This is a genomic window from Frateuria defendens (assembly GCF_001182895.1).
Classification (GTDB): Bacteria; Pseudomonadota; Gammaproteobacteria; order Xanthomonadales; family Rhodanobacteraceae; genus Frateuria_B; species Frateuria_B defendens.
Window position 1 is genome coordinate 1 of the sequence record NZ_LFQR01000179.1, and the last position, 877, is coordinate 877.

Annotated in this window: 2 protein-coding genes; one reads left to right on the forward strand and one right to left on the reverse strand. The window is 67.5% G+C overall.

From position 1 onward, the window contains the following. Positions 1-589, reverse strand: a 589-nt coding sequence (locus ACH65_RS17500) for a DDE-type integrase/transposase/recombinase (protein ID WP_049623921.1), incomplete at its 3' end; no start/stop codon positions are given. A 91-nt stretch (positions 590-680) separates the two neighbouring features. Here ACH65_RS17500 and ACH65_RS20355 point away from each other — a divergent pair. Continuing rightward, on the forward strand, positions 681-877 hold a 197-nt coding region (locus tag ACH65_RS20355; RefSeq protein WP_049623922.1), incomplete at its 3' end, for a hypothetical protein.

Genomic DNA, 877 nt, shown 5'->3' on the forward strand with positions numbered 1-877 from the left:
CGACCAGCTTGGTGCGCAGCTCGTCCTTGCCGGTGATGGCAATTCTGTCCAGATGATGTTTGAAGGTGCCGAAGAAGCGCTCGATGCGCCCGTTCTGCCAGGGGCAGTGCAGATCGGTGGTTTGCAGGCGGATGCCCAGCAGGGTCAACGCGGTTTTCATCAGGCGACTGTTGAAGCATGCCTCATTGTCCACGCGAATCGCGCGCGGCACCCCAAAGCGTCGGCATGCGATCACCAACTCGCGCAGGATGATGACGCTGCGCTTGTCGGCCAGGGCGCTCAAGCGCAAGCAGGCGCGCGACCCATGATCGAGCAGGCCGAGCATCAGGTGTTGCCGACCGCTGAGATCGGCCTTGCCGGTCAGGTCCATCGCCCACACGCGATGCGTGGGCATGGGGCGCGGCACGCGATGCTTGCCGTCGCGTCGAAGGCGGATGATCTCCGTCGTGGCTTGTCGTAGCACGCTCGCCACGTAGGACTTGCCGACCGTGACGCCGCGCGTGGCATGCCGTCGGTTGAACGCCTCCGCCAGCACGCGGCAGCCGAGGTCAGGCGACCACGCGCGCAAGCGGGTCAGCTCGCGGCGCACCCAGGGTGGTTTGGGCCGGCAGCGTTGGTGTGAGGGTGACGGTACGAAAGCGAGCGGCGATGACAGCCACAGCCTGGCGCAGACGTGGAGCGTGGGCAGCACGCTGTCGGGCGACACGGTGACGGTAGGGGCCGGCCACGACCTGACCGGCACGGCGGTGCAGATCGCCGGCACGCACGACGTGACGCTGGCGGCGGGCCACCACCTCAGCCTCGACGCGGGGCGGGACACGGTCACACAAGACCAGGCCAAGGAGGTCAGCCGTACGGGCCTGATGAACAACGGCGG